Source organism: Salana multivorans (assembly GCF_003751805.1).
Taxonomy (GTDB): Bacteria; Actinomycetota; Actinomycetes; order Actinomycetales; family Beutenbergiaceae; genus Salana; species Salana multivorans.
Genome location: NZ_RKHQ01000002.1, coordinates 201,680 through 220,353, shown reverse-complemented (window position 1 = coordinate 220,353; position 18,674 = coordinate 201,680). Strand labels below are relative to the sequence as shown.

Genomic DNA, 18,674 nt, shown 5'->3' with positions numbered 1-18,674 from the left:
CCCGGGCCCGTCCCGGACCGTGCTTCAACGCTGACAGCGTGGCGGCGGAAAACCAGGGGACCTAGGTCCCCGCCGACTGGCAGGCTGGTGGGATGACGACTCCCCTCGACGACCAGGGCCGACCCGACCCGGAGCCGTCGGCCGACGAGGTCCGCACGCTCACCCAGTTCCTCGCCTTCCAGCGCGCGACCCTCGCGTGGAAGACCGACGGGCTCGACGACGCGGGCCTGGCCGCGACGCTGCCCCCGTCGACGATGACGCTCGGCGGGATGCTCGGGCACCTCGCGTGGGTCGAGGACTACTGGTTCGCCACGGTCCTGCTGGGCGACGAGCCGGCGCCGCGCTGGCGCGGGACCGACTGGAGGGCCGATCCCGACGCCGACTGGCACGTCGGGCTGCCCGGGGACGAGGTGCGCGCGCTGTGGCGGGAGGCCGTCGCGGCGTCGGACGCGATCGTGGCGCGGGTCCTGGCCGGACCGGACGGGCTCGACCGCCTCGCCGTCGTCGCGCGGCACGACCGGAGGGTCTCGCTGCGCTGGATCCTCGTGCACATGATCGAGGAGTACGCCCGGCACAACGGGCACGCCGACCTCCTGCGCGAGGCGATCGACGGCACGACCGGCGAGTAGCCGGCGGCCCCGACGAGGTGCCGCGGCTCAGGCGAGCTCGGCGACCGCGTCGCGGACGGCGTCGAGCAGGGCGCCGACGGCGGGCACGCCGAGCAGGTCGGGGCTCGTGACGGCGTGCACGGAGCGCGGGGAGACCCCGGCGACCTCGCGCAGGACGACGCCGTCGTGCGCCCGCGCGATGGGCCGGACCATCCCGGGCAGGAGCCCGACGCCGAGTCCCTCCCCCACGAGCCCGAGCACGGCCGAGGGGTCGTCGGTCGCGAACGTGATGTCGGGCGTGAAGCCGCTCGCCCGCGCCGAGGACATGAGGTGGCCGCGGCACCGCGGGCAGCCGGCGATCCACCGCTCGTCCCGGGCGTCGACCAGGCTCAGGTCCTTCCGTCCGGCCAGCTCGTGGTCGCGCGGGAGCGCGAGGAGCACGGGGTCCTCGAGCAGGTTCTGGACGCACAGGCCGGTCAGGTCGTCCTCGCCCCGTCCGAGGTCGGTGCCCTCGTAGGCGAAGGCGAGCGCGACGTCGACCTCGCCCGTGCGCACCATCGCGAGCGACTCGGGCGGCTCGACCTCCTCCAGCCGCACGGCGACGCCGGGGTGGCGCTCGCGCAGGATGGCGAGCGCGCGCGGGACCAGCGCGGAGGAGGAGGACGGGAAGGCCGCGAGCCGCACGAGCCCGGACTGCAGCCCGGTCAGCGCCACGATCTCCGCCTCCGCCGCGCGCAGCGCAGCGCTCACGCTCTCGCCGTGCCGCGCGAGCACCTCGCCGGCCTCGGTGAGCCGGACGCTGCGGCCCGCGCGGACGAGCAGCGGGGTGCCGAGCCGCCGCTCGAGACGCTGGATGTTCTGGCTCACGGCGGGCTGGCTGACGCCGAGGGACTCGGCGGCAGCCGTCAGCGTGCCCTGGTCCCGGATGGCCTGGAGAAGGCGCAGCGCGCTGAGGTCGATCCCGGTGCTCATCACGCGAGGTTATAGGTTTCCGACGCCAGACGCAGGTGGGCGGTGGTCCGTCGCTCGCTCGCGCCCGCGATGACGCGCGTGCGCCCGACGCGGCGACCCGCCGACCGGTTCAGGACTCCGAGGCCGCGTGCGGAAGGTGCGGACCGCGGTTCCAGGCGAGCACCGCCGGCTGCTCGCGGTAGAAGCCCAGCACCGAGATCGAGCCGGCGTCCAGCGCCAGCTTGGCGCCGAAGCGCGGGGCGAGCCGCAGGAACACGGCGGTGAGGATCCGCAGGTAGTGCCCGTGCGCGACGAGGGCGACGTCCCCGTCCGCCATTGCGGGGAGCACCCGGGTGAGCACCCGCGAGGCGCGCGCCGCGACCTCCTCGACGGTCTCCCCCGGCGTCTCGCCGCGGACGACGCCGTGCGTGAAGGCGTCCCAGCCGTAGCCGAGCTCGGCCCGGATCTCCCGCGTCGTCCGTCCCTCGTACCCGCCGTAGTCCCACTCGACCAGGAGGGGGTCGATCGCGGCCTCCAGCCCCGCCAGCTCGGCCGTGTGCCGTGCGCGCCGCAGGGGCGAGCTGAGGACGAGCCGGAAGTCGTAGTCGGCGAGCAGCACGCCGGCGGCCCGCGCCAGGGCCTCGCCGTGCTCGGTGAGGGGCACGTCGGTGAGCCCGGTGTGCCTGCCGGCCCTGGACCACTCGGTCTCGCCGTGCCGCAGCAGGACGAGCGTGCCCGAGGGATTGTCGGGCGCTGGCCGCCGCGGCAGCTTGTCCATGCTCACCCCCAGCTCCACGTCCACCGCGTCCCCTCGTCGAGCCATCGGCCTACTCCACCGCGACCAGCCGGTGCCGCGCCTCCTCCAGCGCGTACACCTCCGACCACAGGGCGCTGCTCTCGGGATCGGACGCCGGCGTCGCGCGGATCCGGCCCTTGAGCGCTGAGATCCGCCGCGTCAGGCCCATCCGGCGCAGCTCGGTCACGATGCCGCGCACGTAGGCGTCGAGGCGGTCGGCGTTCACCGGCACCTCGGCGACGCTGAGCTCGCGGACGAACGACGCCACGTCGGTGGGGACGCCGTCGATGACGTCGGCGACCCACGCCGCCTCGTTGCCGACACCCGCGCCGGCACCACCGGCGGCGACGATCGCCGTGTGCACACCGCGGTGCAGCGGCACGTCGAACGCGTCCGGGTCGAGGTCGTCGAAGCCGCCCGTGGCCGCGGCGCCGGGGCTCTGGAGCGCGGCCTCGAGCACCTGGCGCTCCAGGCGCGCCAGCGGGTCGGTCGGCACCGGGGTCCGCTGCGGGCGGGCGGGGACCGCTGGACCACCGGCATCGTCGTCGCCGTGCTCGCCCGACGGACGGTCCGGGCCGCGGTACTCCTCGCGGCGGGGCTGCAGCCGCGGCGCGTTCTTGACCTCCCAGCGCACGTCCGCCGGGTCCATCCCGAGCCAGCCGGAGAGCTGGCGGGCGTACTCCCCGCGCAGGGCGCGGTCGCGGATCGTCGCGATGACGGGGGCCGCGGCCCGCAGCCCGGCGACCCGTCCCTCTGCCGTCGACAGGTCGACGCTCGCGAGCACCGAGCGGATCGCGAACTCGAACAGCGGCGTCCGGCCGGCGACGAGCCCGCGCACCGCCGCGTCGCCGCTGGCGATCCGGACCTCGCACGGGTCGAGCCCACCGGGCGAGACCGCGACGAACGTCTGCGCGGCGAACGACTGGTCCTCGCCGAACGCCCGCAGGGCGGCCTTCTGGCCGGCGGCGTCGCCGTCGAAGGTGAAGATGACCTCGCCGCCGATCGCCTGACCGGTCGAGAGGATGATGCCGTTCGCGCCCGTCGCGACGTCGCCGAGCAGCCGCCGCACGATCCGCACGTGGTCCGACCCGAACGCGGTGCCGCAGGTCGCGACGGCGGTCGTGACGCCGGCGAGGTGACAGGCCATGACGTCCGTGTAGCCCTCGACGACGACGACCTGGCGCTGCGTGGTGATCGACTTCTTCGCGAGGTCGAGCCCGTACAGGACCTGGGCCTTGTGGTAGATCGAGGTCTCGGGGGTGTTGAGGTACTTGGGACCGGGGTCGTCCTCGTAGAGCTTGCGCGCTCCGAACCCGACGACGTCGCCCGTGATGTCCCGGATGGGCCAGACGAGCCGGCCACGGAACCGGTCGTAGTAGCCGCGGTTGCCCTGCGAGACGAGACCGGCGGCGGCCAGCTCCGCCTGCGTGAACCCGCGACCGGACAGGTGGCGCAGGAGGGCGTCCCAGCCCTTGGGCGCGTAGCCGACGCCGAAGGTCGTGGCGGCCGCGCGGTCGAACGCGCGCTCGGCGAGGAAGGCCCGCGCGGTCGCGGCCTCGGGCGACATGAGCTGCTCGGCGTAGAACTCCGCCGCGACGCGGTGGGCCTCGACGAGCCGCTGGCGCCGGCCGGGCTCCTCGCGCGGACGGGACGGGCCGCCGCTGCCGTCCTCCTCGTAGGCCAGCGTGACGCCGTACTTCCCGGCGAGACGCTCGACCGCCTCGGCGAACGGCAGGTGGTCGACCTTCTGGACGAACGAGATGACGTCGCCGCCCTCGCTGCAGCCGAAGCAGTGCCACAGGCCGAGCTGGGGGCGGACGTGGAAGCTCGGGGTGCGCTCGTCGTGGAACGGGCACAGGCCCTTCATCGAGCCGACCCCGGCCGCGCGGAGGGTGACGTGCTCCGCGACGACCTCCTCGATGCGGGCTGTCTCGCGGACCTGCGTCACGCTCTCGCGACGGATCCGGCTCATGCGGTCAGTCTAGGTCGCGCGGCGGGACCGAGCCGGGTCGGGCCGCCCGGCTGTGGACGATCCAGGCGCCGAGCTCAGCCGCGCGTGCTGGCGTCGCGCCAGGCGACCCACTCGGCGGCCAGGTCGAGGTCGTAGTCCGGCCCCGAGGACTCGACGGTGAAGAGGGTCGCCCCCGCGTCGAGCAGCTCCTGCCCGACCTCGGACGGGCGGCGTCGCACGTCGATCGAGCGCTCGATCTCGCCGACCGGACGGCCGACCGCCTCGGCGTGTCCGGCGAGGATCGCGGAGCGCTCGCGCAGCGCGTCCGCGTCGCCGAACGAGTGCCAGACGTCGGCGTGCTCGGCGACCAGTCGGAGCGTGCGGCGAGGGCCGGAGCCGCCGATGAGGATCGGGATGTCCCGCGTCGGGGCCGGGTTGAGCGCGGCCCAGCGGCTCCTGATCCGGGGCAGGGCCTCGGCGAGGTCGGTGATCCGCGACCCGGCGGTGCCGAACTCGTAGCCGTACTCGGCGTAGTCGCGCTCGAACCAGCCGGCCCCGATGCCGAGGATCAGCCGGCCCGGGGCGTCACCGCGCGCCGAGATGTGGTCGATCGTCCGGGCCATGTCGGCCAGCAGCTCGGGGTTGCGGTAGGAGTTGCAGGTCACGAGTGCACCGATCTCGACGCGCTCGGTCTGCTCCGCCCACGCGGCGAGCATGCTCCAGCACTCGAAGTGCAGCCCGTCCGGGTCGCCCGAGAGCGGGAAGAAGTGGTCCCAGTTGAAGAGCACGTCGACGCCGAGGTCCTCCACGCGGCGCGCCGCGTCGCGGATCGCCGAGTAGTCGGCGTGCTGGGGCTGGATCTGGACGCCGATGCGCACGGGGAAGGTCACGGACCCCAACCTACGCCCGCGGCCGGCGCGCACCGCCGGGCGCCCGCCCTCACTCGCCCGGTGCGACCAGCCGCGCGTGCCACGCCATCGCCGAGAGGTCGGTGAGCGAGGCCACCTGGTCGACGACGACGCGCAGGCGGGCGGCGTCGTCCTCGGCGTCGAGGAAGTCGGGCAGGAAGACCGGCTCGAGCGCGACCTCCGCGCGTTCGAGGACGACCTCGACCAGCTCGGAGACCACCTGGCGCTGGTAGTGGTAGAGCGGCTCGTCCTCGCGGGGCGCCATGACGTAGAGCGCCGCGATCCCCTTGAGGACCGCGATCTCGGCCCGCGTCGTCCGCGGCACCTCGAGCCGTGCCGCGTACCGGTGCAGGTCGCCGTACCCGTGGACGGCCCGCGTCGCGTCGACCGACGACCCGGTGAACCGCCCGATGAGCTGCGACGTCATGTCCTTGACGGCGGCGAGCGACTCGCGCGTCCCGTCGAACTCGGCGACCCAGTCGGGCAGCGCGAGCAGCCGGTCGAGCGCGGCACCGAGCTCGTCGTCGGTGAGGTCGGGGTCGTACCAGGCGCGCACCTGCGCGACCACGCGGTCGGGCTCCCCCGCCTCCCGCAGCCGCCGCGGCTCGACCCGCCACCCGACGATGGCGTCCTCGACGTCGTGCACCGAGTACGCGACGTCGTCGGAGAGGTCCATCACCTGCGCCTCGAGACAGGTCTGACCGACCGGGGCGCCCTCGCGCAGCCAGTCGAACACGGGCAGGTCGTCGGCGTAGACGCCGAACTTGCGGGAGCGACGACCGTCGACGCGGCGCGGCGCGTCCACTCGCTGCCACGGGTACTTGGACGCCGCGTCGAGGCTCGCGCGGGTGAGGTTGAGCCCGACGCACCGCCCGTCCGACGCGAACATCTTCGGCTCGAGCCGGGTGAGGATGCGCAGCGTCTGGGCGTTGCCCTCGAACCCGCCGGCGTCCTCGGCGACGACCGCGAGCGCCGCCTCGCCGTTGTGCCCGAAGGGCGGGTGCCCGAGGTCGTGGGAGAGGCACGCGGCGTCCACGACGTCGGGGTCGCAGCCGAGCTGCTTGGCGATCTCGCGCCCCACCTGCGCGACCTCGAGCGAGTGGGTCAGCCGCGTGCGGACGAAGTCGTCCGTCGACGGCGCGAGCACCTGGGTCTTGGCCCCGAGCCGCCGCAGCGCCGAGGAGTGGAGGACGCGGGCGCGGTCGCGCTCGAACGGCGAGCGGCGCGGGTTCTTGGAGACCTCGGGCACCCACCGCTCGACGTCGCTCGACCCGGTGGCGTCGGTGAGAGGTGGCTGCCAGGACATCGACGCCAGCCTAGTGGCGACGGGCGGGCGCGGGCCGCACCGTCGCGCGGCTGGATCGCGCACGCGCGCGCGATCCCTATAGCCCGGTTTGTTATCGCGTGCGCCAAGGGGAAGGATGCCTCGGGTGAACAACGCCACACAGCTGTGTCGCACCAGCCCCGTGTCAGCTCCGCGGTCGGAGCCGCACCTGTGGTGGCAGACGGCGGTGGTCTACCAGGTCTACCCACGCTCCTTCGCCGACTCCGACGGGGACGGCTACGGCGACCTGCCCGGCATCACGAAGCGGCTCGGCCACCTCTCCCGGCTCGGCGTCGACGCGCTGTGGCTCTCGCCGTTCTACCGCTCCCCGCAGCACGACGCCGGCTACGACGTGGCCGACTATCGCGACATCGACCCGCTGTTCGGCTCGCTCGCCGACGCCGACGCCCTCATCGAGCGCGCGCACCAGCTCGGGCTGCGCGTCGTCGTCGACCTCGTCCCGAACCACACGTCCGACGAGCACGTCTGGTTCCAGGCCGCGCTCGCGGCCGGCCCCGGCAGCCCGGAGCGGGCGCGCTACATCTTCCGCGACGGACGCGGCGAGCACGGCGAGCTGCCCCCGAACAACTGGCGCTCCGTGTTCGGCCAGGACGGCTGGACCCGCGTCACCGAGGCCGACGGCCGGCCGGGCCAGTGGTACCTCCACCTGTTCGACGTGCACCAGCCCGACCTCGACTGGGGCAACCCCGAGGTGGTGGAGGAGTTCCACGACATCCTGCGGTTCTGGATGACCCGCGGCGTCGACGGCTTCCGGGTCGACGTGGCGCACGGGCTGGTCAAGGCCGACGGCCTGCCGGACTGGGACGGGCACTCGGCGATGGTCTCGGAGACCGAGTCGGGCTCGGTCGACCTCGAGGCGCTCGATCGCGACGCCACGACCGACGACGACGGCCACGCCGATCATGCCGACGGGTCGGCCGGTCCCGCCGCCGACGCGGCGGAACGCGCGGACCTGCCCGAGGGCGCGGCCGAGCCGCCGGCGAACGACGGGCCGATGTGGAACCAGCCCGGTGTGCACGAGATCTACCGCGGCTGGCACCGGGTGCTCGAGGAGTTCGACGGGGACCGGATGCTCGTCGCCGAGGCCTGGGTCGAGCCGCTGAGCGAGCTGGCCACGTACGTGCGGCCGGACGAGATGCAGCAGACGTTCAACTTCGCGTTCCTCTCCGCGCACTGGCACGCGGACACGATGCGGTCCGTCATCGAGGAGTCGCTCCGGCTCAACGACGAGGTCGGCGCCCCGACGACGTGGGTGCTCTCCAACCACGACGTCGTGCGGCACCACTCCCGGTTCGGCATGCCGAGCCGCGGCGGGAACGTCGAGGCGATCGGCCCCGACGACCTCCAGCCCGACCGCGAGCTCGGGCTGCGCCGCGGGCGCGCGGCGACACTGCTGGAGCTGGCGCTGCCCGGTTCGGCCTACCTCTACCAGGGCGAGGAGCTCGGCCTGCCCGAGCACACGACGCTGCCCCGCGAGGTTCGCCAGGACCCGGTCATCCTGCGGGGCGACGGGCTCGGGCGCGACGGCTGCCGCGTGCCGATCCCGTGGGAGTCGGCGAGCCCCGCGTTCGGGTTCTCCCCCACCGGCGAGTCGTGGCTGCCGCAGCCGGAGGACTGGGCGTCGTACGCGCTGGACGCGCAGAAGGGCGTCGAGGACTCGACGTACGAGCTCTACCGGCGGGCGCTGCGCCTGCGCCGCGACTTCCACCTCGGCTCGGGCGGGCTCGCCTGGCTCGACACGGCCGAGCCCGACGTGCTCGGGCTCGTCAACGGCGACCTCATCGTCATGGCGAACATGGGCTCGGCGGACACCGCGCTCACGGAGGACCTCGAGGTGCTCCTCGCGAGCGGCCGGCTCTCGCAGGTCGACGGCCTCACCTGGCTGCCGCCGGACACGACGGTCTGGGCGCGCCGCGTCTCGGTCGACCGCTCGCGCAGCCCGTTCGGGCCCGACTGAGCGGCCGCGGCGAGCGCCACGGGCGCCGGCCCAGGCCGGCGCCGGTCGAGCCCGGGACTCAGCTGCGATCCTTGAGCGCCTCCAGCAGCGTCCGAGCCGGGAACAGTGCGACGAGGACCACTCCTCCCGTGGCTGTCGCCAACGCCGCGACGGCGTGCGCGGTGATGTGAACGAGCGACACCCGAGTGTCCGCGCCCAGACCGATGGCGAGACAGACGGCGGTAGCCCATCCCCAGACAGCACCGACGCCCGACAGCGTGCCCCATTCGGCCAGGTGCATGAGGACTCGCGCGCGGGCGTGGACACCAAAGGTCGCGTAGATCGCCTCCCGCCCCCGCCGCGTCCACTGTGCCGTGCTCCAGAGCAGAACGAGCAAGGCCGACCCGAGGGCCCAGCCGAACGCCAGTGTTCGACTCTCGTACGCGTCCGCGAAGTCCGTGCGATAGGCCGAGTCCGCGAGGCGCGGAATGACGAGAGGGGGGACGTCGGTCTCCCCCGTGAGCGCATCAGCAACGTAGCTCTTCACCGCATCGGCGTGAGCTGGATCCGTTCGCACGTAGCACTGACTGGAAGAACCGGAGATCGCATCGGGGAGCAGATAGGTCCCCGAGAGGCGCTCCGCGACACTGGCGCCGTCGAACAGCACTGCCACCACGTCGGCGGGGTAGGAGGACCCACCCCGATCGTGCATGACGAACCGAACTGCTTCTCCGGCGCCGATACCGCTGGTCGTCGCGCTGTCGACGGACACCAGAACACCTGGTCTCGACGGTGGCGTCAGGCAGAAGAAGTCGTACGCTCCCGGCGACACCCGAGTCACGGTCGCCTCGGTGCCCGGGGCCCAGTCCGGTCCTCCCGTCGTGTCGGTGACATCGGCCGAGAACGCCGCATCGATACCGTCCACCTGGGACAACGCATCGCACCGGCGCACGTCGATCGCCGCACCCGCGTCCGTTGAGGCGGGCTCGACGACGAAGACGAAGGCCCCGTCGTCGATCCACCGCTGCTCCGCTCGAACGATCGTGGACACCTCCATCGCGCTCGCCACTCCGATGACGCAGACGACCATGGCAACGGAAACGGAGAGGAGCAGGGACGAGCGGCGCCCGGCGCGAGCGTTCTCAGCCCCCTCTCTCACTGCGAGCAGGTCCGGCCACGCGCGCGTCATGCCGACGCATCCTCTGCCGCGACGAGACTGCCCGAGCGGAGACGAAACCTCATGTCGCAGCGTCGGGCCGCCGCCAGGTCGTGAGTGACGAGCACAACCGTCCGACGCGAGGCGCCCATCATGGCGTCGAGCACCCCGTCCGTCGTCCGCGCATCGAGCTGCCCGGTGGGCTCGTCAGCCAGGAGGACCGGCCGTCGACTCGCGAGGGCACGGGCAAGGCCGACCCGCTGCGCCTCCCCTCCTGACAGAAACCTCGCCGGGGTCGCCGCAAGACCCTCGACGCCCATGTCCCTGAGTCGTTCCATCGCGACCTCGCGCGCCTGCGCACGCGTCGCTCCGTCGAGAAAGGCACCGAGGCAGACGTTCTCCAGAGTCGTGCGGTCCGGAAGGAGCGAGACCGTCTGCAACGCCCAGGTCGCCACCTCCGAGACGCGATGAACCGATCCGTCGGAGCTACGTGCCACGATCCGCCCGTCCTGTACCGGAAGGAGTCCTCCCAGGAGAGCCAGGAGCGTGGTCTTGCCCGAGCCCGAGGGACCGACGATCGCGACGGTCGTCCCCGAGGGAATCTCGAGCTCCACCCCGGAGAGCACATCCGTATCGCTACCCGGGTAGCGATACGTCAGTCCCCTCACGCTCAGCCGCACGCGAGCTCTGCTCTGGTCTCGCGTGGATTGACGAGCACAGGCGACCCGATCTGCGACGCATCGATGTAGACGACACCGGTGCGTCCCGTGGTCACGGTGACGGAGATGGGGCTACCTGTCACGTCCGGGAAGTAGCAGAAGCTGCCCCTGTCGTCCGCGACGATGGCGCTCGCCGGGACGGCTCCCACCGTTGACGGCTCCCGAAGCGTGACCGAGGCGATGACCGAGGTCTCGTCGCCCATCACCTCCGCCAGGGCGGCGACGGCGCCAGCATCGTGGATCTCGTCTTCTCCCGCTGCCAGGAGAACAGATGCCGTCCCAACGGTGACGGTCCGATCGGTCGGCGCTCGCTCGATGTCCACGGCTATCGCGTCCGCGCCGTCCGGGGCGGAGTAGAGCTCCGTCTGAGGCTCGATCCGTTCGCCGGGCTCGACGAGGACGACCTCGGGCGGACCGACCCAGCGCGGTATCCAGACAAGCGAGTGAAGCACCAGGGTCGAGCCCTGGCCCCACCCGTGGTCGTCGTTGAAGGTGCGAATCGCCTCGGCCGCGCCCTGGTCGAGACTCTCGTCGGCGACGTCCAGGTACCCGAGGTCGACGAGGAGGCGCTCCGCGACAGCAACGTCCGCCCCGCTCGCCCCTGGTTCGAGATCACGGTGAAGCGGTGTCTCAGCGAGATACGCGACCACGGATGCCCCGTCGACCTCGAGCAGGACGTCCCCCTGGCCCACCGGAACACCCCCCTCGACGAGCACCCTCGTGACGAGCCCCGAGGACGAGCTGCGGATCGGCACGGACGGTGCCTCGATCAGTGTGGCCGTCGTCGTGATGGCTGCGTCGGGCGTCGCGCTGAGCACCTCCGAGATGACCGGCGCGGGTGGTTCCGCCGACGTCACGGGCGAGATCGCCAGAGCCCAGAGAGCCAGGACGACCGCAACGGCGAGCGGGACCGCGAGCACGAGGACGAGCACCGTCGGACCATCTCGGCGCGTGCGCCCTACCACGTGTCGATGCCGACGTCGGCAAGGCAGCCCGACTCGCCGAGACCGAGCGCTTGCTCGACGAGATCGGTGCCCGTGGAGTCCGGGTCCGTCGTCACCCCGATCCGTTCGAGACAGGCGCGCAAGGCGACCTCCTGGCGGTTCGCGAACTCCTCGTTCGCCTCGATCGAGCTCGGCTGCACCTGGTAGAGCTGGTTGATCCAGTAGAACTCGAGACGATCGCAGGACTCGATCAGGGCGTCATCCGTCGGGTCGAGCACCTCGACCTCGTAGCCCGGGACGACGACGCCGCTGTAGGTCGTGTGCTCGACGTACCGCGATGCCAAGCCAGCCTCGCTCATGCAGTCGGCGGTCCGACGAGCGGCGGCCCGCACCATCTCCACCGTCGCGTTCCCCGCGCGTTCGGCCTGCTCGAGCGCCTCGATCTGCTGCGCGCCAGCGCCTTCGACCCGCGCTTGCGCGAGTGCTCGGGAGAACTCGGAGTCGGTTGTCTCGACGGGCGGCGTTCCTTCCGAGCACGCGGAACACACGAGCAGCACAGCGATCAGGGCAACCACGCGGGTACCGAACCATCGTTCCCTCGCCACGCTCGACCTCCTCAGGTCCGTACCTGCGCGAGGACCTAGTGGTGCACCCCGACCTGCGCGACGGAGGTCCTGTCGACCCGCGCATAGGTGGCCCCCCACGTGATGCTGGAGGTCTCGAGGTTGCTTCCGGACCCGTACTTGACCTGCACGCCGACGGAGCCAGCACACGAGGACGACTCCATCGCGCTTCCGTAGTTGGTGTGACCCGACTGGATCATCTCGCACGAGCTGAGCTTGATGGTGCGGCTCATGTTGTTGACGTACCAACAGCTCGCGGCCGTGGCGCCCGTCGCTACCCCGAACGTGGCGATCAGTGTGATGAGCCCAATAGCCAGTCTGCGGACACGCATGAGATCCCCTGTCTCTGATTGAGTCGGCGAAACACCGCTTGCAGCGGAGGCTAACAGAAAAACAGAGGGCGCTCAGTCTGTTTGAGCAGGAAGAGGTCCGCTGACGTCCGTTACCCGCGCAGCAGCACCGTCCAGCCCCAGGCCGGCAGGGTGATGGTCGAGCCCGGTTCGAGCGTCACCCCGTCCGCCGGAAGGTCGGCCGCGCGCTCGGCGTCGATCTCGAGCGGCACCCAGCGGCCGGCCACCGGACCCGAGCGCAGCTCGACCTCGCGCTCGTGCGGCGAGAGGTTGACGACCGTGAGGACGCCGTCCGGTCCGCTGGAGCGCGCGAAGGCCAGCACGCAGTGCGGGTCGGAGGTGCGCACCTCGATCATCCGGCCGCCCCAGGCGCCGGCGTCGAGCGCGCGGGTCCGGGTCTTGAGCGCGAGCAGGACGCGGTAGAACTCCCCCATCCGGTGCTCGCGCCACTGGATCGGGTCGCGGTCGAAGAAGTCGAGCCGGCGGTCGTTGCCCGCCTCCTGGCCGTTGTAGACGAGCGGGATGCCGGCGGTCGCGACCGAGAGGACGATCGCGGCCTCGAGCGCGTCGCCGAACTGCTCGTACTCGGTTCCCTCCCACGAGTTCTTGTCGTGGTTCGTCACGAACAGCATCCGGATCGCGTCCCGCGGGTAGAACTTGTCGTTCCACGCGTAGTACGTGCGCAGCGGCGTCAGGTCGGCCCTGCCCATCGCGATCTCGTGCAGCGAGCTGTTCCACGACCAGCCGTAGCTGGCGTCGAAGGCGTCGTCGTGCAGGTCGCGCGACTCCCACTCCGCCAGCATGAAGACCGGCTTGATCTCCTCGAGCGCGGCGCGGGCGCGGGCCCAGAACCACGTCGGGACGAGTCCGGCGGTGTCGCACCGGTAGCCGTCGATGCCCACCTCGCGCACCCAGTAGGTCATCGCGTCGACCATGTAGTCGGCGACGGCGGGGACGTTGTAGTCGAGGTCGACGATGTCGTCCCAGTCGTACCACATGGTCGGCTGGGGGTTGCCGTCCTCGTCGAGCGCGTAGAACTCGGGGTGCTGCTCGCGCAGCACGCTGTCCCACGACGTGTGGTTCCCGACCCAGTCGAGGATGACGCGCAGCCCGAGGTCGTGCGCGCGGTCCACCAGGGCCCGCAGGTCATCGACCGTGCCCAGCTCAGGGCTGACCGAGTAGAAGTCCCGCACGGCGTACGGGCTGCCGAGTCCGCCCTTGCGGCCCTCGACGCCGATCTCGTGCACCGGCATGAGCCACACGATGCTCGGCCCGAGGTCGCGGATCCGCTCGAGGTGCTCGGCGGCGGCCGCGAGCGTCCCCTCCTGGGTGAAGTTGCGCGTGTTGACCTGGTAGATCGACGCGTTGCGGCACCAGTCGGGGTGGACGAGGGCCGGCGTGTGGGGCTGGGTGCGGGGGGTGGTCATCGAGGTGCTCCCGTGCAGAGGGGTCGAACCGGACGTGCGGGTGGGTCGAGTGGTCGAGACCGCCGGACTACCGCAGGACGACGGCGGCCGCGTCGCCGGGCAGCGCGCCGCCCGGGGCGAGGAGATCGTCGATCGGCACGCTGGCCGCGACGACCTCGCCGGGCGGCAGCGCGACCGGGTCGGTGCCCGTGTTGACGACGACGACGGCGCTGCCCCCGGCGCCCTCCCCCTCGCCGGCGCCCTCACCGTCGAGCGTGAGGCGGAAGGTCAGGACGTGGTCGTCGTCGCCGGGGAGCCAGTCGAGGGTGCCGCGGCGCAGCACCGGCGTGGCCCGGCGCACCGCCAGCAGCTCGCGGTACAGCGCGAGCATCGAACCGGGGTCGTGCTCCTGACGCTCGCGCGTGAGGTCGGCGAACACCTCGGGCTGCGGCAGCCACGGCGACGACCCGGCGGGGCCGAACCCGTACGGCGGTTCCGCGTCGGCCCACGGCAGTGGCACGCGGCAGCCGTCCCGGCCCCGCGCCGCCCCGCCCGTGCGGTGGAAGACCGGGTCCTGGCGCACCTCGTCGGGCAGGTCCTCGACCTCCGGCAGCCCCAGCTCCTGGCCCTGGTACAGGTAGACCGCGCCGGGCAGCGCGCACAGGAGCACGGCGGCCGCGCGGGCGCGCCGGGTCCCCCGCGCGAGCACGGCGGCAGCGTCGGCCGGCTCCGGCAGCTCCTCCTCGACCTCGGGCACGTACTCCCCCGCCAGCTCGACGTCGTTCCCGTACCGGGTGACGGCGCGCGGCAGGTCGTGGTTCTCGATCACCCAGGTCGCCGGCGCGCCGGACAGGCGCGAGACGGCGAGCCCCTCCTCGACCGCCTCGCGCAGCGCCGGTGCGCTCCACCGGGCTCGGGTCAGCGCGAGGTCGAAGGCGAGGTGCATCTCGTCCGGCCGCAGGAGCAGCGCGACGTCCTCGGCGGGGGCACCCGTCTCCAGGACCGCCATCCGGTCGCCGTCGTAGTCGTCCATCACGCGGCGGAACCGGCGGTAGTGCTCGTGCAGCGGCGAGTCGGCGCCCTTAGGGATGACGGGCGAGCCGTCGGGGGTGTCGCCGGCGTCGAAGTCCTTGACCAGCGCGTCCGAGACGTCGATCCGGAACCCGTCGACGCCGCAGTCGAGCCAGAACCGCAGGATGCGCTCGAACTCCTCGGGCACCGCCGGGTCGTCCCAGTTCAGGTCGGGCTGCGTCGGGTCGAACAGGTGGTAGTACCACTGACCGTCGGGCAGCCGCGTCCACGAAGCGCCGGAGAAGACGCTGCCCCAGTTCGTCGGCGGCTCGGCGCCGTCGGGGCCGCGCCCGTCGCGGACGAGGAACCGGGCCCGCTCGGGCGAGCCGGGCGCGGCGGCGACCGCGGCGCGGAACCAGGCGTGCTCGCTGGAGCAGTGGTTCGGCACGAGGTCGATCGTCACGCGCAGCCCGGCCGCGTGCGCGGCGGCGAGCAGCCGGTCGACGTCCCCGAGGTCGCCGTAGCGCGGGTCGACGTCGGTGTAGTCGGCGACGTCGTACCCGCCGTCCACCATCGGCGAGGGGTAGAACGGCGTGAGCCACAGCGCGTCGACGCCGAGCGCGGCGATCGCGTCGAGGTGCGCGACGAGGCCGGCGAGGTCGCCCTCGCCGTCGCCGTTCGCGTCGGCGAACGAGCGCGGGTAGACCTGGTAGAAGACGGCGTCACGCCACCACGGCGTCGCTGCGTTGGTCACTGGTCGTTCCTTTCGTCCGGGCCGGGGAGCCCGGCCACGGTCCGGTTGAGGCGTTCCGACATGACGAGGCCGACCGCGACGAACACCGCGAGGAACAGCGGGAAGGTCCACATCCCGGCCCAGGACGAGAGGGCGCCGAACAGCGGCGGCATGAACGTGGCACCGCTGTAGGCCGCGGCCATCTGCACCCCGATGATCGCCTGGGAGCTGCGCCGGCCGAAGTTGGTCGGGGTCGAGTGGATGATCGCCGGGTAGATGGGGGCGCTGCCGAGACCGGCGACGACGAGTCCGGCCAGCGCGAGCACGTCGGTCGGCAGCGGGAGCGCGATCATGACGACGCCGACGCCGACCGCGACGAAGCCGCCCCGGATGAGCGCCCGGTCACCCACCCGGTCGGCGACGAAGCCGCTGAGGAACCGGCCGCCCGTGATCCCGAGGATATAGAGCGAGGCGAAGGCGGCCGCGGTCTCCGGCGTCACCCCGCGGTCGGCGACGAGGTACGTCGAGGCCCACAGCATCGCGGTCGTCTCGAGGGCGCAGTAGGCGAAGAACGCCGCCAGGACCATGACGACGCCGGGGATGCGCAGCGCCTCGCGCAGCGGCACCGGCCGGCCGCCGCGCCCGTCGGCGGCAGGGGCACCGCTGGCCGCGTCCTCGGCCGCGTCGTCCGCGCGCCCCAGCGGGACGCGCGGGTTGACCCGGCCCCACAGCGGGAGGCTGAGCAGCAGCACGCAGGTGAGCACCGCCTGGGTGATCCCGACGATGCGGTAGGCGCCCGACCAGCCGAGCCCGGACGTGAGGGCGTAGCTCATGATGAACGGGCTGATCGACGCGCCGACGCCCCAGAAGCTGTGCAGCCAGTTCATGTGCCGCGCCGCGTAGTGCAGCGCGACGTAGTTGTTGAGCGCCGCATCCACCGCGCCGGCCCCGAGGCCGTACGGGATCGCCCACAGGCACAGCAGCCAGAACGAGCCGGACGTCGAGAAGCCGATGAGCGCCGCCGCCGTCAGCCCGACGCTGACCGCCGTGACCAGCCCGGCGCCGAGCCGGCGGGTGAGCCGCTCGGAGGCGAGGCTGGAGACGATCGTGCCGCCGGCGATGAGCATCGTGACGATGCCCGCGTAGCCGACCGGGACCCCCAGGTCCTCGTGCATGACCGGCCAGCCCGATCCCACGAGGGAGTCGGGCAGGCCGAGGCTGACGAAGGCGACGTAGACGATGGCCAGGAGGAGGGAGTACACGCGTTCTCTCGAGCGTCTTTCTCGACGGGGTCGTCGGGGTGGTCAGGTCCAGGCGAGATCGTCGCCGGGCAGGAGCCAGAGGTGCGCGCCGACCGACCCGGGCAGCGCCAGGACCGGCTCGTCGCCGTCATCCAGCCGCACGAGGCCCTCGCCGCGCAGCGTCACCGCGTCGGCGGCGTCGCCGCCGAGCACGGCGGCGGGCAGGCGGACCTCGCCGTCGCGCGGGGCTGCTCCGTCCGGCCGCGGACGCACGGCGTGGACGAGCACGCGCCCCGCGGGGTGCTCGCGCACGAACGTCAGGTGGTCGACCCCGGCCGACAGCCAGCGCAGGCCGCCGCGCCGCAGCGCCGGGTGCTCGCGCCGCAGCGCGACGAGCTCGCGGTAGGCGTCGAGGGTCGCCGCGTCCCACGTCTCGCGGGCGTCCCACGGTATCGGGGTCCTCGCGTGCTCGCCGGTGGTCGCGGTGAGTCCGAGCTCGTCGCCGGCGAACAGCGCCGGGACGCCCGGCAGCGTGAGCTGCAGCCCGGCCCCGAGCAGGTGGCGCGCGCGGGCGAGCCCCGAGTCGGAGCTCCCGTCGTCGACGCCGCCGTGCTCGCCGCCCCCGGCGAGCGTGCGGAACCGGGCCGTGTCGTGGGAGTCGAGGTGCACGGTCGACGCGGTCACCGCCGCCCACGGGTAGCGCGCGTGCACCTCCCGCATCGTCGCGACCACGTCGCGGGCCGGGAGCGGGTCGATCGGGAGCGGGACGGTCGCGTGCGGGCGCGCGCCGGGGGCGGCGAGCCACCACCACAGCGGCATCGACGCCCCCGCGTAGTCCATGACGCCGTGCCAGCCGTCGCCGACGAGGTCGGCCGAGGCGTCGAAGAAGTGCTCGGCGAGCAGCCAGGTGTCGGCGTTCACCCGCGTCATCGCCTCGCGCACGCCGCGGGCCACCTCGCGGGTCAGGTCGACGCCGCCCTGGCGCCCGGTCATGTTCGCGACGTCGATCCGCCAGCCGTCCAGCCCGGCGTCGACCCAGCGCGCGACGACGGAGTCCGCGCGGCCGTACATCCGCTCGCGCAGCTCCCGGCCGCGGTAGTCCAGCGTCGGCAGGCTGGGGTGGCCGAGCCAGCAGTGGTAGCCCTGGTCATCGAACAGGTAGAAGCCGGCCTCGACCCCCGTCGGGTCGGCCGCGGCCGCGCGGAACCACTCGTGGCCCGAGCCCGTGTGGTTGGTCGTCAGGTCGCCGAGGACGCGCAGGCCGCGCGCGTGCGCCGCGTCGATGAGGCGACGGTAGGCGTCGTCGCCGCCGAGCACCGGGTCGACCCGGTCGAACGACACGGCGTCGTAGCGGTGGTTGGACCGACCCTCGAACACCGGCGTCAGGTAGAGCGTCGTGACGCCGAGGTCGACGAGGTGGTCGAGGTGCTCCGCGATGCCGTCGAGGTCGCCGCCGTAGAGCTGCCGGGCGACGGGACCGCCGGCCGCGACGACCGGCTCGTCCCACGCCTGCGGCACGGCCCAGTCCGGGAGCTCGCGGTCCGCGGCCGCGGCCGAGCGGGCGAACCGGTCGGGGAAGATCTGGTACGCGACCTGGTCGGCCACCCAGTCGGGGGCCGCGTCGCTCGCGTCGAGCACGAAGTCCGACCGGTCCGACACCTCCCGCTCGCTCACGCCCTCGGCGGTCAGCCAGCGGTGCCGCGCCCCGTCCGGCCCCTCGATCAGGAAGCGGTAGGACGTGCGGGCGTTGACCAGGGGCAGCTCGCCCGTCCACCACTGCCCGTCGAAGGCCGGCGTCGGCGTCAGGTCGCGCAGGCGCGGCTCGCCGTCCTGGCCCCAGCGCACGCGCACGCGGCTCGCGCCCGGCGCGGGGACGTGGACGCGCAGGCGGACCGAGCCGCCCGGCCGCGTCGGGACGGGCCCGAGGTAGGTGACCGAGCCGTCGTGGTGCGGGGCGCGCGCCAGCGACGGGGAGGAAGACGACATGGGCGATCCG

The 18,674-nt window shown here is 73.1% G+C and carries 16 protein-coding genes; 2 read left to right on the top strand and 14 right to left on the bottom strand.

The annotated features are described in order from the left end of the window. The first annotated feature begins 92 nt into the window (after positions 1–92). Positions 93–629 carry a DinB family protein gene (locus tag EDD28_RS13240; protein WP_123740262.1) on the top strand — a complete coding sequence of 179 codons (537 nt, stop codon included), beginning with the start codon at positions 93–95 and terminating at the stop codon, positions 627–629. Between the two features lie 27 nt (positions 630–656). On the opposite strand, the gene EDD28_RS13235 is transcribed toward EDD28_RS13240, so the two are convergent. From EDD28_RS13235 to EDD28_RS13215, 5 genes are all read right to left on the bottom strand, one after another. After that, complete coding sequence (locus tag EDD28_RS13235; RefSeq protein ID WP_123740261.1) at positions 657–1,580, bottom strand: LysR family transcriptional regulator; 924 nt, start codon at positions 1,578–1,580, stop codon at positions 657–659. Positions 1,581–1,689: 109 nt separating this feature from the next. Further along, positions 1,690–2,337, bottom strand: coding sequence for a histidine phosphatase family protein (locus EDD28_RS13230; RefSeq protein WP_170169542.1), 648 nt, complete (start codon positions 2,335–2,337; stop codon positions 1,690–1,692). 49 nt (positions 2,338–2,386) lie between these two features. Next, a complete protein-coding gene (gene dnaG, locus EDD28_RS13225; protein ID WP_123740260.1) occupies positions 2,387–4,327 on the bottom strand; it encodes a DNA primase in 1,941 nt (646 codons plus the stop codon). 74 nt (positions 4,328–4,401) lie between these two features. Next, positions 4,402–5,196 (bottom strand): LLM class F420-dependent oxidoreductase, encoded by a 795-nt coding sequence (locus EDD28_RS13220; RefSeq protein WP_123740259.1) that lies wholly within the window; start codon positions 5,194–5,196, stop codon positions 4,402–4,404. Positions 5,197–5,245: 49 nt separating this feature from the next. Next, positions 5,246–6,520, bottom strand: a complete 1,275-nt coding sequence (locus tag EDD28_RS13215; RefSeq protein WP_123740258.1) for a deoxyguanosinetriphosphate triphosphohydrolase — start codon at positions 6,518–6,520, stop codon at positions 5,246–5,248. 115 nt (positions 6,521–6,635) lie between these two features. Here EDD28_RS13215 and EDD28_RS13210 point away from each other — a divergent pair, with 115 nt between their 5' ends. Continuing rightward, positions 6,636–8,516 (top strand): glycoside hydrolase family 13 protein, encoded by a 1,881-nt coding sequence (locus EDD28_RS13210; protein WP_123740257.1) that lies wholly within the window; start codon positions 6,636–6,638, stop codon positions 8,514–8,516. A 58-nt stretch (positions 8,517–8,574) separates the two neighbouring features. On the opposite strand, the gene EDD28_RS13205 is transcribed toward EDD28_RS13210, so the two are convergent. The 9 genes from EDD28_RS13205 to EDD28_RS13170 all read right to left on the bottom strand — a co-directional run bounded on the left by EDD28_RS13205 (position 8,575) and on the right by EDD28_RS13170 (position 18,664). After that, a complete protein-coding gene (locus EDD28_RS13205) occupies positions 8,575–9,684 on the bottom strand; it encodes a hypothetical protein (protein ID WP_123740256.1) in 1,110 nt (369 codons plus the stop codon). Then, the gene (locus tag EDD28_RS13200) at positions 9,681–10,331 is read right to left on the bottom strand and encodes an ABC transporter ATP-binding protein (RefSeq protein WP_123740255.1); all 651 of its coding nucleotides are present in this window, start codon (positions 10,329–10,331) and stop codon (positions 9,681–9,683) included. The genes EDD28_RS13205 and EDD28_RS13200 overlap by 4 nt, the downstream gene beginning before the upstream one ends. Then, positions 10,322–11,290, bottom strand: coding sequence for a biotin/lipoyl attachment domain-containing protein (locus EDD28_RS13195; RefSeq protein WP_170169493.1), 969 nt, complete (start codon positions 11,288–11,290; stop codon positions 10,322–10,324). The genes EDD28_RS13200 and EDD28_RS13195 overlap by 10 nt, the downstream gene beginning before the upstream one ends. A gap of 38 nt (positions 11,291–11,328) precedes the next feature. After that, complete coding sequence (locus EDD28_RS17490) at positions 11,329–11,673, bottom strand: hypothetical protein (protein WP_170169492.1); 345 nt, start codon at positions 11,671–11,673, stop codon at positions 11,329–11,331. Between the two features lie 281 nt (positions 11,674–11,954). Next, complete coding sequence (locus EDD28_RS13190) at positions 11,955–12,269, bottom strand: hypothetical protein (protein WP_123740253.1); 315 nt, start codon at positions 12,267–12,269, stop codon at positions 11,955–11,957. Positions 12,270–12,379: 110 nt separating this feature from the next. Next, complete coding sequence (locus EDD28_RS13185; RefSeq protein ID WP_123740252.1) at positions 12,380–13,714, bottom strand: alpha-amylase family glycosyl hydrolase; 1,335 nt, start codon at positions 13,712–13,714, stop codon at positions 12,380–12,382. A 67-nt stretch (positions 13,715–13,781) separates the two neighbouring features. After that, positions 13,782–15,458 (bottom strand): alpha-amylase family glycosyl hydrolase, encoded by a 1,677-nt coding sequence (locus tag EDD28_RS13180; RefSeq protein WP_123740251.1) that lies wholly within the window; start codon positions 15,456–15,458, stop codon positions 13,782–13,784. Then, positions 15,455–16,699 carry an MFS transporter gene (locus tag EDD28_RS13175; protein WP_123740250.1) on the bottom strand — a complete coding sequence of 415 codons (1,245 nt, stop codon included), beginning with the start codon at positions 16,697–16,699 and terminating at the stop codon, positions 15,455–15,457. The genes EDD28_RS13180 and EDD28_RS13175 overlap by 4 nt, the downstream gene beginning before the upstream one ends. A gap of 42 nt (positions 16,700–16,741) precedes the next feature. Continuing rightward, entirely contained in the window at positions 16,742–18,664 is a 1,923-nt protein-coding gene (locus EDD28_RS13170; RefSeq protein WP_123740249.1) for a glycoside hydrolase family 13 protein, read from the bottom strand. Between the last annotated feature and the right edge of the window lie 10 nt (positions 18,665–18,674).

What these genes read in the sequence shown, in the direction of transcription:
- EDD28_RS13230 (WP_170169542.1), bottom strand. Translation starts at nt 2,337, where the DNA reads ATGGACAAGCTGCCGCGGCGGCCAGCGCCCGACAATCCCTCGGGCACG.
- EDD28_RS13185 (WP_123740252.1), bottom strand. Translation starts at nt 13,714, where the DNA reads ATGACCACCCCCCGCACCCAGCCCCACACGCCGGCCCTCGTCCACCCC.
- EDD28_RS17490 (WP_170169492.1), bottom strand. Translation starts at nt 11,673, where the DNA reads ATGAGCGAGGCTGGCTTGGCATCGCGGTACGTCGAGCACACGACCTAC.
- dnaG (WP_123740260.1), bottom strand. Translation starts at nt 4,327, where the DNA reads ATGAGCCGGATCCGTCGCGAGAGCGTGACGCAGGTCCGCGAGACAGCC.
- EDD28_RS13240 (WP_123740262.1), top strand. Translation starts at nt 93, where the DNA reads ATGACGACTCCCCTCGACGACCAGGGCCGACCCGACCCGGAGCCGTCG.
- EDD28_RS13215 (WP_123740258.1), bottom strand. Translation starts at nt 6,520, where the DNA reads ATGTCCTGGCAGCCACCTCTCACCGACGCCACCGGGTCGAGCGACGTC.
- EDD28_RS13205 (WP_123740256.1), bottom strand. Translation starts at nt 9,684, where the DNA reads ATGACGCGCGCGTGGCCGGACCTGCTCGCAGTGAGAGAGGGGGCTGAG.
- EDD28_RS13235 (WP_123740261.1), bottom strand. Translation starts at nt 1,580, where the DNA reads ATGAGCACCGGGATCGACCTCAGCGCGCTGCGCCTTCTCCAGGCCATC.
- EDD28_RS13190 (WP_123740253.1), bottom strand. Translation starts at nt 12,269, where the DNA reads ATGCGTGTCCGCAGACTGGCTATTGGGCTCATCACACTGATCGCCACG.
- EDD28_RS13170 (WP_123740249.1), bottom strand. Translation starts at nt 18,664, where the DNA reads ATGTCGTCTTCCTCCCCGTCGCTGGCGCGCGCCCCGCACCACGACGGC.
- EDD28_RS13210 (WP_123740257.1), top strand. Translation starts at nt 6,636, where the DNA reads ATGCCTCGGGTGAACAACGCCACACAGCTGTGTCGCACCAGCCCCGTG.